This is a genomic window from Pseudonocardia nigra (assembly GCF_019396355.1).
GTDB lineage: Bacteria > Actinomycetota > Actinomycetes > Mycobacteriales > Pseudonocardiaceae > Pseudonocardia > Pseudonocardia nigra.
This window is the reverse complement of the sequence record NZ_JAHKRK010000069.1, coordinates 1-18,138: the sequence shown is the minus strand read 5'-3', so window position 1 is coordinate 18,138 and position 18,138 is coordinate 1. Positions and strand designations below refer to the sequence as shown.

The 18,138-nt window shown below is 74.1% G+C and carries 19 protein-coding genes and 1 pseudogene; 13 read left to right on the top strand and 7 right to left on the bottom strand.

From position 1 onward, the window contains the following. Positions 1-36 precede the first annotated feature (36 nt). The gene (locus tag KME75_RS18645) at positions 37-690 is read right to left on the bottom strand and encodes an O-methyltransferase (protein ID WP_219416122.1); all 654 of its coding nucleotides are present in this window, start codon (positions 688-690) and stop codon (positions 37-39) included. 90 nt (positions 691-780) lie between these two features. Between KME75_RS18645 and KME75_RS18640 the strand changes: the two genes are divergently transcribed. From KME75_RS18640 to KME75_RS46005, 3 genes are all read left to right on the top strand, one after another. Then, positions 781-2,088: a sensor histidine kinase gene (locus KME75_RS18640; protein ID WP_219416121.1), complete on the top strand. Its 1,308-nt coding sequence runs from the start codon at positions 781-783 to the stop codon at positions 2,086-2,088. 10 nt (positions 2,089-2,098) lie between these two features. Beyond that, entirely contained in the window at positions 2,099-2,740 is a 642-nt protein-coding gene (locus tag KME75_RS18635) for a response regulator transcription factor (protein ID WP_219416120.1), read from the top strand. Between the two features lie 73 nt (positions 2,741-2,813). Next, on the top strand, positions 2,814-3,467 hold the full coding sequence (locus tag KME75_RS46005; RefSeq protein ID WP_308282883.1) for a C40 family peptidase: 654 nt from the start codon (positions 2,814-2,816) through the stop codon (positions 3,465-3,467). 1 nt (position 3,468) lies between these two features. Here KME75_RS46005 and KME75_RS18625 read toward each other — a convergent pair whose 3' ends face one another. Next, the gene (locus tag KME75_RS18625) at positions 3,469-5,268 is read right to left on the bottom strand and encodes an NHL domain-containing thioredoxin family protein (protein ID WP_219416119.1); all 1,800 of its coding nucleotides are present in this window, start codon (positions 5,266-5,268) and stop codon (positions 3,469-3,471) included. Between the two features lie 63 nt (positions 5,269-5,331). After that, a complete protein-coding gene (locus tag KME75_RS18620; protein ID WP_219416118.1) occupies positions 5,332-5,526 on the bottom strand; it encodes a MerR family DNA-binding transcriptional regulator in 195 nt (64 codons plus the stop codon). Between the two features lie 148 nt (positions 5,527-5,674). Here KME75_RS18620 and KME75_RS18615 point away from each other — a divergent pair, with 148 nt between their 5' ends. From KME75_RS18615 to KME75_RS18605, 3 genes are read left to right on the top strand one after another with little or no spacing between them, the layout of a single operon-like run. Beyond that, positions 5,675-5,980 (top strand): hypothetical protein, encoded by a 306-nt coding sequence (locus KME75_RS18615; RefSeq protein ID WP_219416117.1) that lies wholly within the window; start codon positions 5,675-5,677, stop codon positions 5,978-5,980. Between the two features lie 9 nt (positions 5,981-5,989). Then, positions 5,990-7,270, top strand: a complete 1,281-nt coding sequence (locus tag KME75_RS18610; protein ID WP_219416116.1) for a cation:proton antiporter — start codon at positions 5,990-5,992, stop codon at positions 7,268-7,270. Positions 7,271-7,324: 54 nt separating this feature from the next. Beyond that, on the top strand, positions 7,325-8,128 hold the full coding sequence (locus KME75_RS18605) for a DNA-formamidopyrimidine glycosylase family protein (RefSeq protein WP_219416115.1): 804 nt from the start codon (positions 7,325-7,327) through the stop codon (positions 8,126-8,128). Positions 8,129-8,215: 87 nt separating this feature from the next. On the opposite strand, the gene KME75_RS46000 is transcribed toward KME75_RS18605, so the two are convergent. Genes KME75_RS46000 through KME75_RS18590 form a run of 3 tightly spaced genes read right to left on the bottom strand, consistent with a single transcriptional unit; the run spans position 8,216 to position 11,426 of the window. Next, on the bottom strand, positions 8,216-8,968 hold the full coding sequence (locus KME75_RS46000; RefSeq protein ID WP_219416114.1) for a phosphatase PAP2 family protein: 753 nt from the start codon (positions 8,966-8,968) through the stop codon (positions 8,216-8,218). Next, complete coding sequence (pgi, locus tag KME75_RS18595) at positions 8,947-10,614, bottom strand: glucose-6-phosphate isomerase (RefSeq protein ID WP_219416113.1); 1,668 nt, start codon at positions 10,612-10,614, stop codon at positions 8,947-8,949. Before pgi ends, KME75_RS46000 begins: the two co-directional genes overlap by 22 nt. 53 nt (positions 10,615-10,667) lie before the next feature. Next, complete coding sequence (locus KME75_RS18590; RefSeq protein ID WP_219416112.1) at positions 10,668-11,426, bottom strand: ROK family protein; 759 nt, start codon at positions 11,424-11,426, stop codon at positions 10,668-10,670. 78 nt (positions 11,427-11,504) lie between these two features. Here KME75_RS18590 and KME75_RS18585 point away from each other — a divergent pair, with 78 nt between their 5' ends. The 4 genes from KME75_RS18585 to KME75_RS18570 all read left to right on the top strand — a co-directional run bounded on the left by KME75_RS18585 (position 11,505) and on the right by KME75_RS18570 (position 13,983). Next, the gene (locus tag KME75_RS18585; protein ID WP_219416111.1) at positions 11,505-11,789 is read left to right on the top strand and encodes a hypothetical protein; all 285 of its coding nucleotides are present in this window, start codon (positions 11,505-11,507) and stop codon (positions 11,787-11,789) included. Between the two features lie 394 nt (positions 11,790-12,183). Further along, the gene (locus KME75_RS18580) at positions 12,184-12,642 is read left to right on the top strand and encodes a DoxX family protein (protein WP_219416110.1); all 459 of its coding nucleotides are present in this window, start codon (positions 12,184-12,186) and stop codon (positions 12,640-12,642) included. A 262-nt stretch (positions 12,643-12,904) separates the two neighbouring features. Next, entirely contained in the window at positions 12,905-13,576 is a 672-nt protein-coding gene (locus KME75_RS18575; protein WP_308282886.1) for an aminotransferase class I and II, read from the top strand. Next, complete coding sequence (locus tag KME75_RS18570) at positions 13,573-13,983, top strand: DUF3037 domain-containing protein (RefSeq protein ID WP_219416108.1); 411 nt, start codon at positions 13,573-13,575, stop codon at positions 13,981-13,983. The genes KME75_RS18575 and KME75_RS18570 overlap by 4 nt, the downstream gene beginning before the upstream one ends. Positions 13,984-14,268: 285 nt before the next feature. On the opposite strand, the gene KME75_RS18565 is transcribed toward KME75_RS18570, so the two are convergent. Then, positions 14,269-15,603 (bottom strand): cytochrome P450, encoded by a 1,335-nt coding sequence (locus KME75_RS18565; RefSeq protein WP_308282881.1) that lies wholly within the window; start codon positions 15,601-15,603, stop codon positions 14,269-14,271. A gap of 100 nt (positions 15,604-15,703) precedes the next feature. On the opposite strand from KME75_RS18565, the gene KME75_RS18560 reads away from it, so the two are divergent. The 3 genes and pseudogenes from KME75_RS18560 to KME75_RS18550 all read left to right on the top strand — a co-directional run. Continuing rightward, positions 15,704-16,555: a metallophosphoesterase family protein gene (locus tag KME75_RS18560; RefSeq protein WP_219416107.1), complete on the top strand. Its 852-nt coding sequence runs from the start codon at positions 15,704-15,706 to the stop codon at positions 16,553-16,555. A gap of 287 nt (positions 16,556-16,842) precedes the next feature. Then, positions 16,843-17,934 (top strand): zinc-dependent alcohol dehydrogenase, encoded by a 1,092-nt coding sequence (locus KME75_RS18555; protein WP_219416106.1) that lies wholly within the window; start codon positions 16,843-16,845, stop codon positions 17,932-17,934. 10 nt (positions 17,935-17,944) lie between these two features. Further along, positions 17,945-18,138 (top strand): annotated as a pseudogene (locus tag KME75_RS18550) (fumarylacetoacetate hydrolase family protein); the annotation flags it as partial.

Genomic DNA, 18,138 nt, shown 5'->3' with positions numbered 1-18,138 from the left:
GGCCGACTGCACGCGGGTGCGCGCAACCGCGAGGACCTATCGCACCACCGCGAGCGCGAACCCGTCGTGGCCCTTCGCCCCGACGGTCTGGATCGCCGTCGCCTCGACGCGGTCCTCCCGCCCGAGCACCTCGGCGAAGCGGCGGGTGCCGACCACGTCGGGGTCGTGGTTGTCGGCGTCGACGATCCGCCCGCCCCGCACCACGTTGTCGACGACGATGAGGCTGCCCGGCCGGGACATCCGCAGCGCGTGCGCGAAGTACTCGGCGTTGGAGGCCTTGTCGGCGTCGATGAACGCGAGGTCGAACGGGCCCTCGAGGGCGGGGAGCGTGTCGAGGGCGGGCCCGACCCGGATGTCGACGACGCCGTTCAGCCCGGCGCGGGCGATGTTGGCGGCGGCGACCTCGGCGTGCCGCGGCTCGCGCTCGCAGGTGATCATCTGCCCGTCGGCGGGCAGGGCCCGGGCCAGCCAGATCGTCGAGTAGCCCCCGAGCGTGCCGACCTCCAGGATCCGGCGCGCCCCGACGGACCGGGCGAGCAGGTGCAGGAGCTTGCCCTGCGCGGGGGAGACGTCGATGGCCGGGAGCCCGGCGACGGCGTTCGCCTCCAGCGCCGCGTCCAGCACCGGGTCGGGGCCCAGCAGCAGGCCGGTGAAGTAGTCGTCGACGGATCGCCAGAGGTCCTCGCCCATGATCCGAGGGTAGAGTTCGGGTTCGCCCTACCCCTGTCGGGGAGGCGCACCGGCTGGGGCCGGGCTCGACGGGGGACGAGGGTGAGTGCCATGACCGACACCGCAGCTGCCCGTCCCGCGCCGCCGGCCGCCGCCCCCACCGTCGGCTCGGCACGCTTCTGGCGAGGGCTCGGCTTCCTCGTCCGCGATCTCCCGATCGCGATCCTCGCGTTCGTGGTGGCCGTCGCCGGCTTCGCCGCGGGGGTCAGCACGCTCATCGTCTGGCTCGGCCTGCCGATCCTCGTCGTCACGCTCGAGGCCTGCCGCCGCATCGCCGACATCGAGCGCCGCTCGGTCGAATGGGCCACCGGCACCCCGCTGCCGCCCCACCACTACCGCCCGTCGAAGGGCACCGGTGTCTCCCGGCTGCTCAGCGCCCTGGGCGAGCCGCAGTCGTGGCGCGACCTCCTGCACGGCGTGGTGTCGTTCCCGCTGCGCATCTTCACCTTCTGCATCGCGCTGGTCTGGACGGTCGGCGGGGTGGGCGCGACGCTGTCCTTCGCCTGGCAGTGGTCGCTGCCCGACGACGACTACGGGCTGATCTGGTTGATCACCGGCGTCCAGAACCGCTTCGCCGACACGCTGCTGGACACCGTGCTCGGGCTGGTCCTGGTGCTGACGTCGCCGCTGGTCGTCCGAGGCCTGGTGGCGCTGCGCGCCGCGCTGGCGCGGGGCCTGCTCACCAACCAGACCGCGGCGCTGCGGGCCCGCGCCACGCAGCTCGAGTCGAGCAGGCGGGCCGCGGTCCAGGCCGAGGCACAGACGCTGCGGCGCCTCGAACGCGACATCCACGACGGCCCGCAGCAGCGCCTCGTCCGGCTGAACATGGACCTCGAGGCCGTCGCCCGCCGCCTCGACGACGACCCCGAGCGCGCCCGTCCGCTCGTCGCCGAGGCCCTCGAACAGAGCCGGGAGGCGCTCACCGAGCTGCGCGCCCTGTCCCGGGGCATCGCGCCGCCGATCCTCGCCGACCGCGGGCTCGGCCCGGCGCTCGCCGCCGCCGCGGCCCGCTGCCCGGTGGAGGTGTCCCTCGACGTCGCGCTCCCGGAGGGCCGCCGGCTCGCCACCGCGGTCGAGAACACCGCCTACTTCGTCGTCACCGAGGCCCTCACCAACGTCGCCAAGCACGCCCACGCCTCGCTGGTCACCGTGCTCGTCAGCGCCGACGCCGAGCGCGTGCTCGTCCAGGTGCGCGACGACGGCCGCGGCGGCGCGCACCTCGGCAAGGGCCACGGGCTCGCCGGGCTCGCCGACCGGCTCGCCACGATCGAGGGCGCGCTCGACGTCGTGAGCCCGGTCGGCGGCCCCACGATCCTCACCGCGGAGATCCCGATCGCCGGGCTGGGGGAGGGGCGCTAGCGTTGCCTCCGTGCGTGTCGTCCTGGCCGAAGACTCCCTGCTCCTGCGCGAAGGCCTGATCCGGCTGCTCGACGAGGCGGGAGCGAGCGTCGTCGCCGCCGTCGGCGACGGCACCGGCCTGGTCGACGCCGTCGTCGAGCACCGGCCGGACGTCGCCGTCGTCGACGTGCGGATGCCGCCGTCGTTCACCGACGAGGGGCTCCGCGCGGCGCTCGAGGTGCGCAGCAAGGTCCCCTCCACCGCGATCCTCGTGCTGTCGCAGTACGTCGAGGAGTCCTACGCCTCCGACCTGCTGGCCGCAGGCGGGGGCGTCGGCTACCTGCTCAAGGACCGCGTCTCCAAGCTCGCCGACCTGTCCGACGCGCTGGAGCGGGTGGTCGCCGGGGGCACGGTGCTCGACCCGGAGGTCGTCTCGGCCCTGTTCGCCCACCGCCGCCGCCGCGACCCGCTCGGCGAGCTCTCGCCGCGGGAGCGCGAGGTGCTCGGGCTGATGGCCGAGGGCCGCACCAACACCGCGATCGGCCGCAAGCTGGTGATCAGCCAGGGCGCCGTCGAGAAGCACATCTCGTCGATCTTCACCAAGCTCGGCCTGCCGCCATCGGGCGACGACCACCGGCGCGTGATCGCCGTCCTCACCTGGTTGGGGGCCTGAGCCGCCCGTCCGGGACGGATGACCGGCCCGCCCCCCGGGAACGTCCTCTGCAACCGCCGCAGGGGAGGTCACGGTGCCCGGACGCTGCAGGCACGCCCCGGCGCTCGTCGCCGCGGTGCTGGTGGCCTGCGTGCTCGGGACCGCCGCGGCGCGCCCGGCGGCACTCCACAGCGACGACCCCGCGGCCGTCGCCATCGCCGCGGCCATGGCGCAGGTCGGGCTGCCCTACGTGTGGGGCGGCGACGGCCCGGCGGCGGGGAAGGCGGGCTTCGACTGCTCCGGCCTCACCCGCTACGCCTACGGCGTCGCCGGCATCGCGCTGCCGCGCACGTCGCACGCCCAGTACCACGCGGGACCTCGGGTCGCGCCCGGCGCGCCGCTGCGCCCCGGCGACCTGGTGTTCTACGGGACGCCGCGGCGCGTGCACCACGTCGGGCTCTACCTGGGCGACGGGCGCATGGTGACGGCGTCCCGGCCGGGCAGCCCGGTCGGGGTCGCCTACTACCGCTGGCCGGGCGACGATTACCTCGGCGCGACGCGGCCGGCCGGTGCCGCGGGCGATCCCGACCTCGTGCCACCCGCGCCCGCGCCGGCTCCCGCGCCGCTGGGAGCCGAGACGTTCGCCGCCCCGCCCGCACCGGTGCCCGACACGCTGCCGCATCCCGACGACCCGCAGCCGCCGGAGCCCGAGTCGGCCGCAGCTGCGCTGGAGGCGCAGCGCGGGTAACTCAGACGGCCCGGAGGTCGAGCGCCAGCTCGTCGGGCGCGCCCGCGGTCAGCCGCACCGGGATGCCCCAGTCCTGCTGGTAGCGGTGGCACGCGGCAAAAACGCCGTCGCCCTCGTCGCACGCCGCCGCCGCGACGCTCACCTGCAGCACGCCCTCGGCCGGCCCGTCCGGGGCGAACCGGAGCGTCCGCTCCAGGCCCGGGGACGTGCCCGCGCCCTCGGCGAGCAGCTCCGGCGGCGACGCGGCCACCGTGAGCGACGTCGGGTCGCCGAAGCGGCGGTCCAGGTGCTGCCCGGTGGGTGGCGTGAACCCGATGCGCAGCGCCAGCTCCCCCGGCGCGAGGTCGGTGCGGGCCCGGCGGACCCGGTGCGCCGCCCCGTCCACCCGGGTGCTCGCGGGAATCGGCACCCGCACGAGCCGGTGCGCCGCGGACTCGACGACGATCAGGTCGTCGCCGTCGACGAGCACGTCGCTCGGTTCGCGCAGGTCCCGCGCGAGGGTGCCCACCGTGCGTGTGGCGGGGTCGTAGCGGCGGACGGCGCCGTTGTAGGTGTCGGCCACGGCGACCGAGCCGTCCGGCAGCACCGCCACAGCCAGCGGGTGCTGCAGCAGCGCCTCCTCCGCCGGCCCGTCGCGGAACCCGAAGTCGAACAGGCCCTGCCCGACCGCCGTGGCGACATCGGCGCCCACGGCGGGCGCCGCGGCGACCGCGCGCACCGCGGAGGTCTCGGAGTCGGCGACCCACAGCGTCCCGTCCGGCGACACCGCGAGCCCCGACGGCTGGGCGAAGAACGCCTCCCCGGGCGCCCCGTCGCGCAGGCCCTCGTTGGTGGTTCCCGCCAGGACCGCCGTGGCGCCCGTGAGCGGGTCGAACGACCAGAGCTGGTGGTTGCCCGCCATCGCGACGACCACCCGGTCGTCCCACCACGCCACGTCCCACGGCGTCGACAGCTCGGCCGCGCCGTCGCCCACGTCCACCCGGGTGCGCAGCTGCTCACCGGTGCCGGCGAGCGTGGACACCGCACCGTCGGCCAGCCGGACCCCGCGCAGCGCGTGGTTGACGCTGTCGGCCACCACGACGTCGTAGCCCACGTGCTCGGCGACGGGCGCGGGCAGCAGCACCAGCCCTTGCGGTTCCGCGAACCGCGCCACCGTCCCGTCGACCAGCCCGCGCTCGCCGGAACCGATCCGGCGCCGCTTGGCGACCAGGTCGGCCTCCAGCTCGACGAGCTGGTGGTGCGCGGTGTCGGACGCGAGGAACGTGCCCGACGGCAGGGAGATGACCTTGCCGGGGAACCGGAGCGCCGTGTCGGGCGCGGGCGGCGGCACGTACGGCCCGTCGCCGCGGTGCAGGGTGCCCGCCGCCGCGTGCTCGGCGATCAGCTCCTCGACCAGCACCGACAGCCCGTGCGCGTGCCCCTCGCCCGCCATCTGCGCCACGACGTAGCCGTTCGGGTCGACGACCACGAGCGTCGGCCAGGCCCGCGCCGCGTAGGCGTCCCACGTCGTCAGCTCGGGGTCGTCGAGCACCGGGTGGTGCACGCCGTAACGCTCGACCGCCGCCTCCACGGCGTCCGGGTCGGCCTCGTGCACGAACTTCGGCGAGTGCACGCCCACCGTCACCAGCACGTCGGCGTAGCGCTTCTCCAGCTCGCGCAGCTCGTCCAGGACGTGCAGGCAGTTGACGCAGCAGAACGTCCAGAAGTCGAGCAGCACGATCTTGCCGCGGAGCTCGGCGAGCGAGAGCTCCGTGCCGCCCGTGTTCAGCCAGCGGCGCCCGCGCAGCTCGGGTGCGCGCACCTTGGTTCGGTTCCCCACGGGATTGGCCAACACGGCCCGGCGGGCGGGTGTTCCGCGTAGCCGCTACTCCTCGGTGGCCTGTTGCTCGCGGAGCTGCGCGGTGACCTCGGACCAGCGGAAGCGGTAGCGCCCGCCGGGAGTGGTCACGGCGGGCCTGATCAGGCCGCGCGCCACCCAGCGGCTCACTGCGCGCGGCGTGACGCCGAGGCGGCGCGCCACCTCGCCGGAGGTGATCAGCTCCTCGGCGTCGTCGGACACGCTCGCACGCTAGATCGAACGCGCCGCCGATCGGGCCTGACTGTCGCCTCTATCGCATCGATCGCATCGGTCGCGTTATTCTCATGCTGCCTCCATCGAGGGGTGGGCCGCCCAGCGGCCCTGAATCACCACGATCAGGAGCGGCACCATGCCGAACCGCGCGCCCACGGCCGCCGAGCAGTTCGAGTCACTGGCCCGCGCACTCGCGGACATGCCGGTGCTCACCCGCCGCCTGCTCGCCGAGCACCCGGCGTCCGACGGCCCGAACCAGGGGCACTGCCCCGGCTGCACCACGCCCGGGTCGCGCCGGACCGTCGGGGCGCCGTGCAGCATCCGCGCGCTGGCGATGCTGGCGCAGCGCCTACGCTCCGACCGGGCGAGCGGTGGCGCCCGCCCCGTCCAGGGTTCGTCCGGTCGCATCGGGGCATCCGGATCCCGACTGTCGCCGACGTGAACGGACGCCGTGGACCTGCTCGACCTGACCTACGCCCTGATCGGGGTGGGTGCCCTGCTCGCGGGCCTGCTGCCGCGGCTGCTGGCGAACCGCCCGCTGTCCCTGCCGATCGTGTTCCTCGCCCTCGGCATGGTCGTGTTCGTGCTCGTGCCGGACCTGCCCGCCCCTGACCCGTTGCGCTACCCCGATCTCACCGAGCGGATCACCGAGATCGGGTTGATCGTCGCGCTGATGGGTGCGGGCCTGAAGTTGGACCGGCCAACGGGGTGGCGCTCCTGGTCGTCGACGTGGCGGCTGCTCGCGATCGCGATGCCGGTCACGATCGCTGCGACGGCGTTCCTGGGCTGGTGGTGGGTGGGGCTGGCGCCGGCCGCCGCGATGCTGCTCGGGTCGGCGCTGGCCCCGACCGATCCGGTCCTCGCCTCGGACGTGCAGGTAGGGCAGCCCGGCGGGGCGGCCGACGAGGAGGACGAGGTCCGGTTCGCGCTGACGTCGGAGGCAGGCCTGAACGACGGGCTGGCCTTCCCGTTCGTCTACGCCGCGATCGCGATGGCGACGCTGGGGGCCGACCCCCGCGGCTGGCTGGCCGGGTGGGTGCTCGAGGACGTGCTGTTCAAGCTCGCGGTCGGGGTGCTCGGCGGCGTGCTCGTCGGGCGGCTGCTCGGGGCGCTGTTCTTCCGCACCCGGATGGAGGTGCTGCGGCTGGCGACGCAGGCCGAGGGGTTCGTCGCGCTGGCCGCCACGTTCCTGGCCTACGGGCTCACCGAGGTGGCGGGCGGGTACGGCTTCCTCGCGGTGTTCGTCTGCGCCCGCTCGATCCGGGCGTCGGAGAAGTCGCACTCCTACCACGAGGTGCTGCACGACTTCGTCGAGCAGATCGAGCGGCTGATCACGGTGCTGCTGCTGGTGCTGTTCGGCGGCGCCGTCGTCCGCGGGCTGCTGTGGCCGCTGGGCTGGCCGATGGTGGCGCTGGGGCTGGCCGTCGTGCTGCTGGTGCGGCCGGTGACCGCCCGGCTGTCGCTGTGGGGCGCCCCCGGGACGGCCCGGGAGAAGGTGGCCATCGCCGCCTTCGGCATCCGCGGGATCGGGTCGTTCTACTACCTCGCGTACGCCACCGCGGAGGCCGACTTCGTGGGCGCGGAGCAGGTGTGGGCGACGGCGGGGTTCGTCGTGGTGGTCTCGGTGGTGGCGCACGGGGTGGCGGCCACCCCCATCATGAGCTGGCTGGACCGGACGCGGGACGGACCCGCCACCAGCAGATTGCGACCCGGCCGGCGAGAACCGCGCTGAGCCGATGTGCCGGGGGGCCCGGCGGCCCGGAAGGTGCCGCGCGAGACTGGGCACGTGCCCGAGCTGCCCGAGGTGGAGAGTGCCCGGAAGGTTCTGGAGGGAGCGCTGGACCGCGAGATCGCCGCGGTCGACGACGGCGACGACTGGGTGTGCCGCCCGCACCGCCCGGGCGACATCGCGCGGGCGCTCGTCGGTGCGCGGCTGACCGCGGCGCACCGGCGCGGCAAGACGATGTGGTGCGAGACCGCTCGGGACGGGGAACCCGGCCCGCGGTTGGGCATCCACCTGGGCATGGGCGGCCGGCTGGTGCTCACCGACGCCGACGGGGTACGCGCGGGCGGCGAGCCGGACCGCCCGGACCGCGGCCCGCGCAAGCCCGAGTGGGACCGGTTCACGCTTCGCTTCGCCGACGGCGGGCAGCTGCGGCTGTTCGACAAGCGGCGCCTGGGCCGGGTCCGCCTCGAACCCGAGGTCGACGCCCTCGGCCCGGACGCCGAGGAGGTCTCCCGCGCGGAGTTCCGCACCCGCATCGGCCGCGGAAAGGCGCCGGTCAAGGCCCGGTTGCTCGACCAGTCGGTGCTGGCCGGGGTGGGCAACCTCCTCGCCGACGAGATCCTCTGGCAGGCGGCGGTGGCGCCGTCCGCGCGCTCCGACGAGCTGGACGCGGCCACGCTCGACCGGCTCCACCGTGCCCTGCGCCGCGCGCTGCGGGCCGCGATCGCGAACGGTGGCGTGCACACCGGTGAGGTGATCCCGTTCCGGCACGCCGACGCGGCCTGCCCGCGGTGCGGAGCGCCGATGGCGCACGGCACGGTGGGCGGCCGGTCGACGTGGTGGTGCTCGGCAGAACAGGGGTAGGGGGCCGGCGGGAAACGCCGGCAAGGTGGCCATACTGCCGTCCAGTGGCAGTATCGTCACCTTGCTGTCACAAGTTGGGCCGCCGCGTCAGGCCGCCTGCTGTGTGAGCTGTCGTCTCCGCAACCAGCTCCACAGCGCCACGCAGACCGCGAGCCATGCTCCTCCGACCAGCCAGCCGGCGAGGACGTCGCTGAACCAGTGGACGCCCAGGTAGAGCCGGGTGAAGCCGACGGCGCCGACCCACAGCGCGGCCGCACCCAGTGCCGCCAGGCGGGCGGTGGCGCCCAGCCGGGCCCACGCGAGCACGACGAGCGACCCGATCACGACGATCGACATCGTGGCGTGCCCGGACGGCAGCGACTCGTTGTTCTCCGCGACCGCGCGGGCGAGCGCGGGCGGGCGTTCCCGGTCGAGCAGGACCTTCAGGCTGCGGAACACGGCGGCGGCGCCCGTCATCGCGGCGACGACGAACACGGCGTCGGAGCGGCGGTCCCGGACCCACGACCAGATCCCGACGACGCCGGCGAGTACCGCCATCGCCGCCGTGTTGCCGACCTCGGTGATCAGCACGGCCAGGGTGGTGAGCTCGCCGGAGCGGGCCTCGACCGACTCGCTCAGCACCGCCGTGTCGAGCCGGGCCGGGCCGACGCCGGTGAACGCGGCGTACAGCCCGGCCAGGGCCCCCAACCCGAGCAGGACGGCGACGACCGCTCCGACCAGCGGCCGCGGCTCCGGGTGTGCCAGGTGCTCGGTGAGCCCGGCGGGCAGCTCGTCGCGCTGCTCGATAATCGTCCTCCTCGTCGTACCGGCGGCGCGCGTCAGACCGCGCGGCCGCGCCACTCCCGGTACCGGCGCACCAGCGCCGCGGTGGAGCCGTCGAGCCCGCTCGTGTCCGCCGCGGGATCGGTGAGCACCGGGCCGAGCTGCTTGGCCAGCACCTTGCCCAGCTCCACGCCCCATTGGTCGAACGAGTCGACGCCCCAGATCGTGCCCTCCACGAACGTGACGTGTTCGTAGAACGCGATGAGCTGGCCGAGCACCGACGGTGTGAGCTTGCGGGCCAGGATCGTCGACGACGGCCGGTTCCCGGGCATCACCTTGTGCGGCACGATGTCGGCGGGCGTGCCCTCCGCGGCGATCTCCTCGGCAGTCTTGCCGAACGCCAGCGCCGAGGTCTGGGCGAACAGGTTCGCCATGAACAGGTCGTGCATGTCGGTCCGCTCGTCCACCGCGATCTCGTGGTTCGGCTCCGCGAACCCGATGAAGTCGGCGGGGACGAGCCGCGTGCCCTGGTGCAGCAGCTGGTAGAACGCGTGCTGGCCGTTGGTGCCCGGCTCGCCCCAGAAGATCTCGCCGGTCACCGTGGACACGGGGGTGCCGTCGCCGCGCACCGACTTCCCGTTGCTCTCCATCGTCAGCTGCTGCAGGTAGGCGGGCAGCCGGTGCAGGTACTGGCTGTAGGGGAGCACCGCGTGGGTCTCGGTGCCGAAGAAGTTCGTGTACCAGACGTTCAGCAGCCCCGCGACGACCGGCAGGTTCTCCTCGAGCGGCGCCGTGCGGAAGTGCTCGTCCATCGCGTGCATGCCCGCGAGGAACTCACCGAACCGCTCCTTGCCGATGGCCACCATCAGCGACAGCCCGATCGCGGAGTCGAGGGAGTAGCGGCCGCCGACCCAGTCCCAGAAGCCGAACATGTTGGCCTCGTCGATCCCGAACGCGCCGACCTCCTTCGCGTTCGTCGAGACCGCGACGAAGTGCTTCGCGACGGCCTTCTCGTCCCCGCCGAGGCCCTCGAGCAGCCAGGCGCGGGCGGCGCGGGCGTTCGTCAGCGTCTCCAACGTGGTGAAGGTCTTGGAGGAGACGACGAACAGCGTGGTGGCCGGGTCGAGGTCGCGGGTGGCCTCGGCGACGTCGGTCGGGTCGATGTTGGAGACGAACCGCAGCGCGATGTCGCGGTCGGCGTAGGCGCGCAGTGCCTCGCACGCCATGACCGGGCCGAGGTCCGAGCCGCCGATGCCGATGTTGACGACCGTGCGGATCCGCTCACCCGTGTGGCCGGTCCACTCGCCCGAGCGCACGGCGTCGCTGAACGCGCCCATGCGCTCCAGCACGCCGTGCACGTCGGCGACGACGTCCTGCCCGTCGACCTCGAGGGTGGCCTCCCGCGGCAGCCGCAGCGCCGTGTGCAGCACCGCGCGGTCCTCACTGGTGTTGATGTGCTCGCCGGAGAACATCGCCTCGGTGCGCCCGGGCAGCCCGGCGCGGCGGGCCAGCGCCGCGAGCAGCGGCAGCGTGTCCCGGGTGATGCGGTGCTTGGAGTAGTCGAGGACGAGGTCGGCCCCGGTGGCGGTCAGCGCGGTGGCGCGGTCCGGGTCGTCGTCGAACAGCTCGCGCAGGTGCAGGTCGGCGACGGCCCGGTGGTGCTCGGCGACGGCGGCCCACTCGGGCGTGCTGGTGATGTCGGCGGGGATGTCGGATGCGGACACGCCGCCATCCTGCCCCCGATCACCGTCGGGCGGGCGCCGGGGCGAGCCCGGGGTCACCCGTCCGTTCCCACCCCTGTCCGGTCCCAGAGCGCGATGCCGCCGAGCAGGCCGGAGATGTTCGGCACCAGCGTGCGGTTGGGGCCGATGCTGTCCGCGTCGAGCTTCTTGGCGTTGCCACCGCCGATGTAGACGTGGTCGGGCAGCACCATCGCCTCGAACGCCTCCAGCGCGTCCATGACCCTGGCCCGCCAGACGTCCTTGCCGACCTGCTGGCGCTCGTTGTCCCCGCACGCCACCTCGATCGAAAGGCCCTCGCCGAACCGGCCGTGCGACAGCTCCATGTGCGGCAGCAGCACGCCGTCGAAGAACACCGCGCATCCGACACCGGTGCCGAGCGTGATCACCAGCTCCATCCCGCTGCCCGAGACGACGGCGCAGCCCTGCACGTCGGCGTCGTTGGCCACCCGGGTGGGCTTGCCGAACCGCTGGGCGAGCGCTGTCTCCAGCTCGAAGCCGGTCCACTGGGCGACGAGCTCGGGGTCCGGCGGCAGCCCCGGCCCGCGCCGGGAGAACGCCGGCACCTCCCGCACCCGCCCGCGGCGGATCGCCCCGGGGAACCCGACCGACACCCGGTCGTGCGCGGGCTGGGTGGCGGCCAGCGCGGCGAGCTCGTCGAGGAGCACCGGCGGCGTGCACGGGTAGGGCGTCTCGCGGCGGTGGCGCTCGGACACCAGCTCACCGTCCGGGGAGAGCACTGTGGCCTTCAGACCCGACCCGCCGACGTCGATCGCCAGGGTGAGCGGTCCGTCCATGCGTGCGTCCTCCTCGATGCCGTCCTCCGCGCGCCGGACGGTATCCGGGCCGCGGCCCGGGCCGCGACCCGGCACGGGATGGCGTACGCCCCCGACGGGGGCGGTGGGGTGCGGCGCGACCGACGAGCGGTGCGCTGGGCCGGCGAGAACCGCAGGCAGGCGCTGATCACGGGTGGAAGGTCGCGGGTGGACCTCGGACCGCCGCCCTCCGCCCGTGATCGCGGCCTCCAGCGGGTCACCGGGATGCAGGAGCTGATCACCGGGGCGGTGCGGCCGGCGCGGTGCCCGCTGATCGTCGTGACGTGGCTTGTCGTCCTCGACGGTGCGAATGCGGCGATCTCGCGGCGATCACTCCTCCGGTGATCGTCGTGAGGTGACGGTTCCGGCACCCGGACCCGCAACAACCGCTCTCTCGCGGTGATCACGGGCACAGGGCGGTCAGGGCGGCGCGACCGGCGAGCGGTGCGCGGACAGCGCTCTGCTGCCGGCGAGTAGCGCTGAACGCGTTCAGCGACGGTTTTCGCCGTTCGCCGCGCTCCGGCGAGACCGAGATCACGCCCAGCGGCCGGTGACAGCGGGCGATCGGTAGAGCACGTGCAGTTGCACGTTCGCGTGCGGTGCGGGCCGCTGCTCGTCGCGTCCAGGCGTTCGGCCGCCGCGCGTTCGGCTGACAGCCGGTGATCGATCGCCTCCGTCGGGTTAACTGCCCATCACCCACCGAGGCAGTTCGATCACAGAATGTTCCGGAGGCTCCCCCATGAACCGCCCCCTGCCCGTGCCTGCCCGTGACTGGGCCCTGTTGCTGTCGCGCGTCCTCATCGGCGTGGTGATGTTCGCCCACGGCTACCAGAAGATGATCATCAACGGGATCGGTCGCACGACCGAGGGGTTCGAGACCCTCAGCATCCCGCTCGCGATCGTCTCCGCGTCCTTCGTGACGGTCGTCGAGTTCGCCGGCAGCGTCCTGCTGATCGCGGGCGCGCTCACACCGCTGGTCAGCTACCTGATGCTCGTGATCATGGTTGGTGCCGCGGTGTTCGTGCACATCCCCAACGGCATCTTCATCTCCAACGGCGGCTGGGAGCTCGTCGGCGTGATCGGCGCCGCCCTGATCGCCTTCGCGGCCGTCGGCCCCGGGCGCTACAGCGTCGACCATGTCGTGCGCATCCGCCAGCAGCAGTACAAGCGCGAGCTGGAGCTTGCCTCCTCGCGGTGAGTCTCCCGGCGGGTCTGGCGCTGCCGGACCCGCCGATGATCGACCGCCCGGCAGCCCGCCGTCCTCCGGTGCGAGGATGGCGGCGTGCTGCGTCACGTCACGGCGCTCCGGTACGTCACGCCGCTACGTGAGGGCGGGTCGCTGCCCGGGCTGATGGAGGCCGACGACCTCGGCACCTACGTCGTCAAGTTCCACGGCGCCGGCCAGGGCCGGAAGGTGCTCGTCGCGGAGATCGTCTGCGGGGAGCTGGCGCGGGCTCGGGCTGCCGGTCCCCGACCTCGTCACCGTCGAGCTGGATCCGGCGCTGGGGGCCTCCGAGCCCGACCAGGAGGTCCAGCAGCTGCTGCGCGCGAGCCCCGGGCTCAACCTCGGCATGGACTTCCTGCCCGGCGCGCTCGACCTCGACCCGGCGGCGTTCGCCCTCGACCCCGGGTTCGCCGGCCGCGTGGTGTGGTTCGACGCGCTCGTCGGCAACGTCGACCGCTCGTGGCGCAACGCGAACATGCTGTTCTGGCACGGCACGCCCTACCTCATCGACCACGGCGCCACGCTGACGTTCCACCACGCCTGGTCGTCGGCGGAGGGCTGGGTGCGCAGGCCGTACGCGGCCGCCGAGCACGTGCTGCTCGGATCGGCGCCCGACGTCGACACGGCCGACACCGAGCTCGCGCCCCGGCTCACCCCCGACCTGCTGCGGGCGGCCGTCGACGCCGTGCCCGAGCGGTGGCTCGTCGACGAACTCGGCTTCGACGGCCCCGACGAGGTGCGCGCCGCCTACGTCACGCAGCTGCTGGCGCGGCGCGACGCGCGCGATGCCTGGCTGCCCGGCGTCCGCGCCGCGATCGCGGAACGCGGCGCGGGTTCGGGCGAGCCGCCGCCCACCCGCGGTCCCAACCCGCCGTACTGGCTCACCCGCAGGCGAGGTGGCTCATGACCGCGCGGCACGCGTTCGAGTACGCGCTGCTGCGCGTGGTGCCGCGGATCGAGCGCGGCGAGGCGTTCAACGCGGGCGTGCTGCTGTACTGCCGCCCCCTGGACTACCTGGGCGCGCGGGTGCACCTCGACCCGCACCGCCTCGCCGCGCTCGACCCCGCCGCCGACCCCGCCGTGATCGCCCGTGCCCTCGACGCCGTGACGGCCCTGTGCGACGACGTCGGCGCGGCGGCGGCCCGCTACGCCGGACCGGCGGGGGAGGAGGACCGGGGCCGCCGCTTCCGCCGCCTCACGGCCCCCCGGAGCACGGTCGTCCAGGCCGGCCCGGTGCACACGGGCCTGACGGCCGACCCGACGAAGGACCTGGAACACCTCCTGCGAACCCTCGTCCTCCCCCTCCGCCCCTGACCCCACCCCGCGAGTCGCCCGCTTCCGCCCCGCGAGTCGCCGATTTCCACCCCGCGAGTCGCCTGTTCCGGCCAGGTGAGTCGCGGTTTCGACGAGTGAGTCGCCCGTTCCCCGTCGGGCCGTGCCAGTTCCGCCGACTGATCCCGCCCCCACGGGCGGAGCGGGCGCGAACCGCGGCGGACAACGGGCGACTTGCACGTCTTTCCCGGGCGACTTGCGCGTCGTTCTCGGGCGACTCGCGTGTCGGAAAAGGGCGACTCGCGTGTTCGGAAAAGGGGGTGGGGGTCAGGCGTCGACCGTCGCGGGGGACAGGCGCACCGGCATCGCGTCGTAGCCGCGCAGCACGCGGGTCGGACGCCGGTGCGGCGGCGCCGCCGGCGTCAGGGCCGGGAACCGGTCGAACAGCGCCCGCAGCCCCACCTCGCCCTCCATCTTCGCCAGGCCAGCGCCAAGGCAGTAGTGGATGCCGCTGGAGAACGCCACGTGCGAGCCGGCGTTCTCGCGGGTCACGTCGAACCGGTGCGGGTCGGTGAACACGGCGGGGTCGCGGTTGGCGCCGCCGAGCAGCGTGACGACCACGCGGCCGCGGCGCACCCGCTCGCCCGCCACCTCGGTGTCGCGCTGGGCGACGCGGCCCGTGCGCTGCACCGGCGAGTCGTAGCGCAGCACCTCGTCGACGGCACCCGGCCAGTGCGACGGCTCGGCCCGCAGCAGCTCCAGTTGCTCGGGGTGTGCGGTGAGCAGCGCGGCGCCGTTGCCGATGAGGTTGACGGTGGTCTCGAACCCGGCCGCGAGCAGCAGCATCGCGATGCTGGACAGTTCGTCCTCGGTGAGCCTGCCCTCCTCGTCGTGGGCGTGCACGAGCGCGGACAGGATGTTGTCGCCCGGGTTGCGGCGGATGTGGGCGAAGTGGCCGAGCATCCACCGGTGCAGGGACTCGAGGTCGCGCTCGGAGCGGCGGAAGTCGCGGTAGGTCAGGCCGGCGTCCAGGGAGAGCGCGGCGCCCGCGCCCCAGTCCAGGAACTGGCGGCGCATCTCCACCGGCGCCCCGAGCATCTCGGCGATGACGGTGGCGGGCAGGAGGCTCGCGTAGTCGTCGATGAGGTCGGCGCGCCCGCCGTCGGTGCCCGCCCGCGCGGCCATCGTGTCGAGCAGTTCGGTGGCGATCTCCTCCGTGCGGGAGCGCAGCGCCGCCACGACCCGCGCGCTGAAGGCGCGCGTCACGAGCTTGCGGTAGCGGGTGTGGTCCGGCGGGTCCACCGCCAGCATCGACGGCGGCTCGACCGGCCCCAGGGGGCCGCGACCGGCGGCGCGGACCGCGAGCCGCAGCGGCGCGGGCGCGGGACCGCTCGGGGCCTCGACCACCCCGAAATCGGCGCTGCGCAGCACGGCCGTGGCGAGGTCGTGGTGGGCGGTGTTCAGCACCAGGCCGTTGTCGACGAGCCGCCCCTGCGCACGCAGCGCGTCGTAGTGCGGGAACGGGTCGGCGATCGCCACCGGGTCGGCCATCAGCCGCACGCCCAGGTCGCCCGTCTGCAGCTTCTTCTGCACGGCGCGCGCGATCAACCCGTGCCGCACCCCCCATCGCATCGCCCGGCGCACCTCTGCCGTCCCCTTCACGACACCACCTCCCTGATCACCTTCCTCGAAGCTACTGCGGAGTAGGTGTGCTCGGCCACTCGTTCGCGCGGATGGCCCGGCCCTCCGGTACGACTGCCGGGTGACCTCACCCCGGCTGCTGGCCGTCAGCGATCTGCACGTGCGCTACCCGGAGAACCGCGCGATCGTCGACGGGCTGCGGCCGACCTCCGACGGTGACTGGCTGATCGTCGCGGGTGACGTCGCCGAGCAGGTCGCCGACGTGGAGTGGGCGCTGCGGCTGCTCCGCGAGCGGTTCGCACGGGTGATCTGGGTGCCCGGCAACCACGAGCTGTGGACGCGCGGGAAGGACCCGGTGCAGCTGCGCGGCGAGGAGCGCTACCGCCACCTCGTGGCGACCTGCCGCTCGCTGGACGTGCTCACGCCCGAGGATCCCTTCGCGGTCTGGGACGGCCCCGGCGGACCGGTCACGGTGGCGCCGCTGTTCCTGCTCTACGACTACTCGTTCCTGCCCGAGGGGACCCACACCCGGGAGGACGGCGTCGCCGCGGCGTACGCGGCCGGGGTGGTGTGCACCGACGAGCACCTGCTCCACTCCGACCCCTATCCGGACCGGTCGGCCTGGTGCGCGGCGCGGGTGGAGGAGTCGGAGCGCAGGCTCGCCGCCTGCGACCCGGACCTGCCGACCGTGCTGGTCAACCACTGGCCGCTCACCCGCCACCCCACGCGCGTGCTGCGCTACCCGGAGTTCGCCCTGTGGTGCGGCACCGAGCGCACCGCCGACTGGCACGTGCGCCACCGCGCCACCGCCGTCGTCTACGGGCACCTGCACATCCCGCGGGTCACCTGGGAGGACGGGGTGCGCTTCGTGGAGGCGTCGCTGGGCTACCCGCGCGAGTGGAAGGCCCGCGACGCGCGCAACGGCACCGTCGTCGCCGACCTGCTGCCGCGCCAGGTCCTGCCGGTGCCCTGAGCCGCGGCGTCCGTCGCGGAGATCGACAGGCGGCCCGCCGGATCGCAGCAAAGCCACTTTCCTGCAATGACGTTGCGGGAAAGTGGCTTTGCTGCAAGGGGGGCGGCAGGCGGCCCACGCGCTGAGTCACCCGCCGGGTTTCACATGCTGATACCGGCTTCGTGTCTGTGAACACAGCGCTTGACGCCGCCTGTGGGTGTCCCCGATGCTCGGGCAGTCCACGGCCGATGGAACTGAGTTCCATATTCGCGCCGGTCACGATCAGACGACGGAGGGGCTGCCCGACGATGCGTGCGCTCGTGCTCTCGGACTTCTGGAAGCTGACGGTAGACGAGGTGCCGGACCCGGAGCCCCGCCCGGACGAGGTGCTGATCGAGGTCGTCGCCACCGGAATCTGCGGGTCGGACCTGCACGGTTTCACCGGCGAGAACGGACGGCGCCGGCCGGGGCAGGTGATGGGCCACGAGACCGTCGGGCGCGTGCTCGCGGTGGGCGCGCAGGTGCCGGCCGGGACGTGTGCCGTCGGGGACGCGGTGACGGTGAACCCCGTGCTGTGGTGCGGGCGGTGCCGGCAATGTCGGGCGGGCCGGGAGCAGGCGTGCCCGGACAAGCAGGTCATCGGGGTGACCCCGGAGCTCGTCTCGGCGTTCGCCGAGCGGATGGCGGTGCCGGCGCAGAACGTCGTGCGGCTGCCGGACGGGATGCCGGTGGAGCACGGTGCGCTGGTGGAGCCGCTGGCCGTCGGGTACCACGCACTGGTCCGCGGCGACTGCGGAAGTGGCGACACCGTCCTCGTGCTCGGCGGCGGGCCGATCGGGCAGGCGTGCGCGCTGGCCGCGCTGCGTATGGGCGCCGAGCGCGTGGTGGTCTCGGAGCCCGCCCCGGCCCGGCGCGACCTCAACGCCCGGCTCGGGGTCGCCGTCGTCGACCCGACCACCGAGCAGGACCTGCCCGCCGCCGTCGCCACGGCCCTGGACGGGGAGTCGCCCACACTGGTCGTCGACGCCGTCGGCAGCGCCGCGACGCTGGCCACGGCGTTCGCCTGCGCCCCGCTCGGGGCCACCGTGGTGCTCGTCGGCATGGGCGCGCCGGCGGTCGAGCTGGCCGCGTACGAGATCTCGACCAAGGAGCGGTCGGTGGTGGGCAGCTTCTGCTACAGCGCCGCGGAGTTCCGCGACACCGCCGCCTGGGCCGCCACCGTTCCGGAGTCGCTCGCGGTGCTCATCGAGGGCCGCGCCGACCTCGACGGCGGCCCGGCCTCCTTCGGGGCACTGGCCCGCGGCGAGGACCCCTCCAGCAAGATCCTGATCTACCCCAACGGACGTGCGGCCGCCGAAGCCTCGAGCGGACGCGATCCTGATCCCGACCCTGCGACGTGAGGTTGCGCACATGAGGTTCCAGCGGCTCGGTCCCGTCGGCGCGGAGACCCCGGTCGTCCGTGCGGGCGACGGCACGGCCTACGACATCAGCGGCGTGACGGCCGACATCGACGGCGCCTTCCTCGGCGGCGACGGCGTCGAGCGCGCCCGCCGCGCGCTCGACGAGGGCTCGCTGCCCACGGTCGACCCGGCGGGCCTGCGGGT

Bases quoted from the DNA above. Each gene is read 5' to 3' on its own strand.
- KME75_RS18555 (WP_219416106.1), top strand. From the start codon at position 16,843: ATGCGTGCGCTCGTGCTCTCGGACTTCTGGAAGCTGACGGTAGACGAG.
- KME75_RS18585 (WP_219416111.1), top strand. From the start codon at position 11,505: ATGGCGTACGCCCCCGACGGGGGCGGTGGGGTGCGGCGCGACCGACGA.
- KME75_RS18615 (WP_219416117.1), top strand. From the start codon at position 5,675: ATGCCGAACCGCGCGCCCACGGCCGCCGAGCAGTTCGAGTCACTGGCC.
- KME75_RS18645 (WP_219416122.1), bottom strand. From the start codon at position 690: ATGGGCGAGGACCTCTGGCGATCCGTCGACGACTACTTCACCGGCCTG.
- KME75_RS18580 (WP_219416110.1), top strand. From the start codon at position 12,184: ATGAACCGCCCCCTGCCCGTGCCTGCCCGTGACTGGGCCCTGTTGCTG.
- KME75_RS18570 (WP_219416108.1), top strand. From the start codon at position 13,573: ATGACCGCGCGGCACGCGTTCGAGTACGCGCTGCTGCGCGTGGTGCCG.
- KME75_RS18590 (WP_219416112.1), bottom strand. From the start codon at position 11,426: ATGGACGGACCGCTCACCCTGGCGATCGACGTCGGCGGGTCGGGTCTG.
- KME75_RS18640 (WP_219416121.1), top strand. From the start codon at position 781: ATGACCGACACCGCAGCTGCCCGTCCCGCGCCGCCGGCCGCCGCCCCC.